Origin of the sequence: Pedobacter sp. (assembly GCF_041662865.1) — a bacterium.
In the GTDB taxonomy this organism is placed as follows: domain Bacteria; phylum Bacteroidota; class Bacteroidia; order Sphingobacteriales; family Sphingobacteriaceae; genus Pedobacter.
In genome coordinates this window covers 1-3,963 of record NZ_JBAZRL010000098.1, presented here as the reverse complement: position 1 = coordinate 3,963, position 3,963 = coordinate 1, and the positions used below count along the sequence as shown (strand labels likewise).

Annotated in this window: 5 protein-coding genes and 1 pseudogene; 4 read left to right on the top strand and 2 right to left on the bottom strand. The window is 36.6% G+C overall.

All coding sequences use genetic code 11. From position 1 onward, the window contains the following. Positions 1-274 (top strand): hypothetical protein (locus WC622_RS16485; protein ID WP_372820786.1); only part of this gene is annotated, 274 nt, incomplete at its 5' end. A gap of 73 nt (positions 275-347) precedes the next feature. Further along, the gene (locus tag WC622_RS16480; protein ID WP_372820785.1) at positions 348-602 is read left to right on the top strand and encodes a hypothetical protein; all 255 of its coding nucleotides are present in this window, start codon (positions 348-350) and stop codon (positions 600-602) included. Between the two features lie 45 nt (positions 603-647). Here WC622_RS16480 and rsmG read toward each other — a convergent pair whose 3' ends face one another. Together rsmG and WC622_RS16470 are read right to left on the bottom strand one after the other, a co-directional pair. Continuing rightward, a complete protein-coding gene (rsmG, locus tag WC622_RS16475) occupies positions 648-1,283 on the bottom strand; it encodes a 16S rRNA (guanine(527)-N(7))-methyltransferase RsmG (RefSeq protein ID WP_372820784.1) in 636 nt (211 codons plus the stop codon). 51 nt (positions 1,284-1,334) lie between these two features. Continuing rightward, positions 1,335-2,528 (bottom strand): glycosyltransferase, encoded by a 1,194-nt coding sequence (locus tag WC622_RS16470; protein WP_372820783.1) that lies wholly within the window; start codon positions 2,526-2,528, stop codon positions 1,335-1,337. A gap of 90 nt (positions 2,529-2,618) precedes the next feature. Between WC622_RS16470 and tgt the strand changes: the two genes are divergently transcribed. Continuing rightward, a complete protein-coding gene (gene tgt, locus WC622_RS16465; protein WP_372820782.1) occupies positions 2,619-3,749 on the top strand; it encodes a tRNA guanosine(34) transglycosylase Tgt in 1,131 nt (376 codons plus the stop codon). Continuing rightward, positions 3,750-3,963: pseudogene (locus WC622_RS16460) on the top strand (YjgP/YjgQ family permease); the annotation flags it as partial.

Genomic DNA, 3,963 nt, shown 5'->3' with positions numbered 1-3,963 from the left:
ATCAATATTAAAAAGGAGAATTAACATGTTAAACAAAAAAAGAACAGCAGGCTGGGCAAGGCTTAGGTTGCTGCTAACACTCCCTTTAACTGGGGCGATGCTTTGTACATCTACAATGGCATTCACAAAAGATTATGGTTATGTAGATTTGCTTCCGGAGAAAAGCGAAATTGCTGTACCAGTACAAAAAATTACACAAGTTAAAAGTGATACATTACGCTTAAGGAAAGCAAAAAAAACAAAATCAAATCAAATTTCCTCCACCCATTGTTAAAGCAGACAAACCAAGTAAAACTTCAAAAACCCCACCGCCGCCAGTTGAGCCACCTCCACCAAGAGAAGATCAAGTGAAGTTCCCTCCACCAATTGTAAAACCTGAAAAGCCAAAAAAATCATCGAAGACGGTCCCGCCTCCACCAATCGAGCCCTCTAGTTCCAAGCCCAAAGCAAAAAGTAAAATTAAATTCCCTCCACCAATTGTAAAACCAGATAAAGCTAAACCGGCTTCTAAAATGATCGAAGGGGATCCCACAGGCATAGAAAAAGTAAAAGAGGTGATAATCACTGGAGACCCTACAAACGATAACGATATCATTAAATAGACTGAATACGCAAAGCGAATAATAAGATATCTCTTGGAAACCGAATTATTGAGGGATATAAACAACGTATTTCGTTTCAAAAAACCCCTCCTCAAAATAAGCTGAAAGTGGATGTAGTTCTGCTTTCAGCTTTGATTCTTTAATCTCTTCTGTTAAATCACCACCTTTAAGATATAAAATACCGTTGGGAATTGCATTGATATGCTCCTTTGCAAACTTTCCCCTAATCCATGGATAGAAATCCACCAGACGAGTTACGGCTCTTGAAACAACAAAATTATATTTATCTGCAACCTGCTCAGCTCTTAAATGGCTAGCTTTCACATTTTTTAGGCCAAGAGAAGCTGCAACTTCGGTTACTACTTTAATCTTTTTCCCAATCGAATCTACCAAGTGAAACTGTGTTTCTGGGAATAAAATTGCCAATGGAATTCCCGGGAATCCTCCACCCGTGCCTACATCTAAAACTTTCTCGCCCGCTCTAAACGTACAGAATTTTGCAATTCCTAATGAATGTAAGATATGTCTTTCATAAAGTTCATCAATGTCTTTTCGCGAAATCACATTAATTTGGGCATTCCAGAAGCTATACAAGTCATATAGTTTAGCAAACTGATCAAGCTGTAGTTTACTAATGTTTGGAAAATACTTTAGAATTAGGTCTGGTTTCACGTCAGGCATGGTATAAAATTTAAAATTAGGTTAGCTAGTGGCTTAAATACTACCCAGTAACTACTTCCACTGTACTTTTTTAACAAATATAGAAACTATACCATTAATCATTAAAAACAAAAACTGAATAAGCTCTAGAATTGGAAACCACCACTTTAGCTCACCGTACTGTAATCGATTTAGCAATCTTGCATATACCAAGCCCCTAAACAGCATACTAAATCCAAAAACACCTAATGCATAATAACGAGTATCATTAAAACACAATAAAACAATTCCAACTACATAAAATAATAGATGGAAAATAAATTGTATAGAAAGTAAAAAACGATGCTTAGTTTGATATAATTTCCCAGCACCGTAGTGGCGCTTTTTTTGACGCAAATAAGCGATAAATGAAGTTTTTGGCTCACTCCAAACATGTGTATCTCTGTGTATACGGATTTCTGTATTTGTCTTTGTTGCACTAGCATTTACAAAAAGATCATCATCACCCGATGGAATATGCATGTGCGCCGCAAAACCTTTGTTCTTAAAAAAAAGCGACTTTTTATACGCCATATTTCTTCCAACCCCCATATATGGCATTCGTTTTAAAGCAAATGACAAATAATTAACTGCTGTAAAAAAGGTTTCTAATCGAATAATAGCGTTTAACAATGTACCCTTTTTTAGATAAGGAGAATAGCCTAAAATAATTTCCGTCTGATCATTCGTCGGTTGTTGCATTCCTCTTAGCCAATTTGAAGATGCAGGAAAGCAATCAGCGTCTGTAAATACCAGCCATTCGTTGGTCGCAGCTTTAATACCCATTGTTACGGCAAATTTCTTTCCAGCAATAAATTTATTGCCATCTGTTATGGTTACAACCTTCAACTTGTCATACTTTTTCGCAAGGCGTTCTAGCAGATCCGCAGTACCATCCCACGACCGATCGTTTACCACTATTATTTCAAAAGCTGGATAATCTTGAACCAAAAAAATCGGCAGGTTCTTCTCCAAATTTGTCACTTCATTTCTGGCACATATGATTACGCTAAGTGGGTTTAATGGACCGTCATTAATTTGATCAATTTTAATTGATGACAATTTCAAATGTACAAACAAGCTGAAATAGAGCTGCGTAAGAAGACAGAAAATAAATGTGCCGAGCAGGCAGATTTCTAAAGCGTTTAATTCCACGATGGTTATTCTAAAAGTCACAAATCTCTCATTTTTAATCTGATTTCCTGTTAATTGTTGATAAAAAGACATAACGTCATCCGATGACGCCAATTGAACCAATAAACTAATAAACCAAGAATTTTGGCTATTTTTGCAGCCGATTTGATGAAGACCCCATATATGAAATTTAATTTACAGGCAAACGATCCACTATCCAAAGCAAGAGCTGGAACAATTACAACAGCTCATGGCGATATAAAAACACCTATTTTTATGCCGGTAGGCACCGCTGGAACTGTTAAAGCCGTGCATCAAAGAGAATTAAAAGAAGATATTAAAGCTCAAATTATCTTAGGCAATACCTATCATCTATACTTGAGACCAGGATTGGATATTATTGAACCTGCCGGTGGATTACATAAATTTATTGGTTGGGATAAGCCAATATTGACCGATAGTGGTGGATATCAGGTTTACTCACTAAGTAAAGTTCGAAAAATCAAAGAAGAAGGTGTAACCTTTAGATCGCATATCGATGGTTCAAAGCATTTATTTACACCCGAATATGCAATGGACATTCAACGTAGCATTGGTGCAGATATTATCATGGCCTTTGATGAGTGCACCCCATACCCTTGTGACTATAAATATGCAGCAAACTCAATCAACATGACGCATAGATGGTTAAAACGTTGTTGCCATCGTTTTGACACTACAATGCCTAAATATGGCTTTGATCAAACACTTTTTCCAATTGTACAAGGATCGGTATATAAAGATTTAAGAGTAAAATCTTCCGAATTTATCGCTAGTATGGAGCGTGAAGGGAATGCGATTGGCGGCTTATCTGTTGGCGAACCCGCCGAAGAAATGTATGCGATGACAGAAGTGGTTTGCAATGTGTTACCAGTTGATAAACCGAGATACCTAATGGGCGTCGGAACACCAATAAATATTTTGGAGAATATTGCGTTAGGTATAGACATGTTTGATTGTGTAATGCCTACCCGAAATGCAAGAAATGGAATGCTGTTTACAAGAAATGGCATCATTAACATCAGTAATAAAAAATGGGAAAATGACTTTTCTCCCATTGATGTAGATAGCGACCTTTATGCTGATCAGGTTTACTCAAAAGCCTATTTAAGGCATTTAATGCACTCCAAGGAAATACTTGGTGCGCAAATAGCAACCCTACATAACCTACATTTCTATTTGTGGCTAGTAAATGAAGCTCGAGAAAAGATAATATCAGGCGAATTTTACGCTTGGAAAAACAAAATGGTTGGTATATTAGGTAATAAATTATAGATGAACTTTTTCCGCAAGCGCTTAAAAATTATTGACGCCTTTATTATTGGCAAATACCTGGGTACGTTTGTGTACACCTTAGTGCTGTTTGTGGTTATTATTGTAATCTTTGACCTCTCAGAGAAACTTGATGACTTTTTAGAGAGTAATATGACGATTTGGGAGACTATTACGCAATATTACGCGGGTTCTATTCCATTCTATGTTAATATGC

Bases quoted from the DNA above. Each gene is read 5' to 3' on its own strand.
- rsmG (WP_372820784.1), bottom strand. From the start codon at position 1,283: ATGCCTGACGTGAAACCAGACCTAATTCTAAAGTATTTTCCAAACATT.
- WC622_RS16470 (WP_372820783.1), bottom strand. From the start codon at position 2,528: ATGTCTTTTTATCAACAATTAACAGGAAATCAGATTAAAAATGAGAGA.
- tgt (WP_372820782.1), top strand. From the start codon at position 2,619: ATGAAATTTAATTTACAGGCAAACGATCCACTATCCAAAGCAAGAGCT.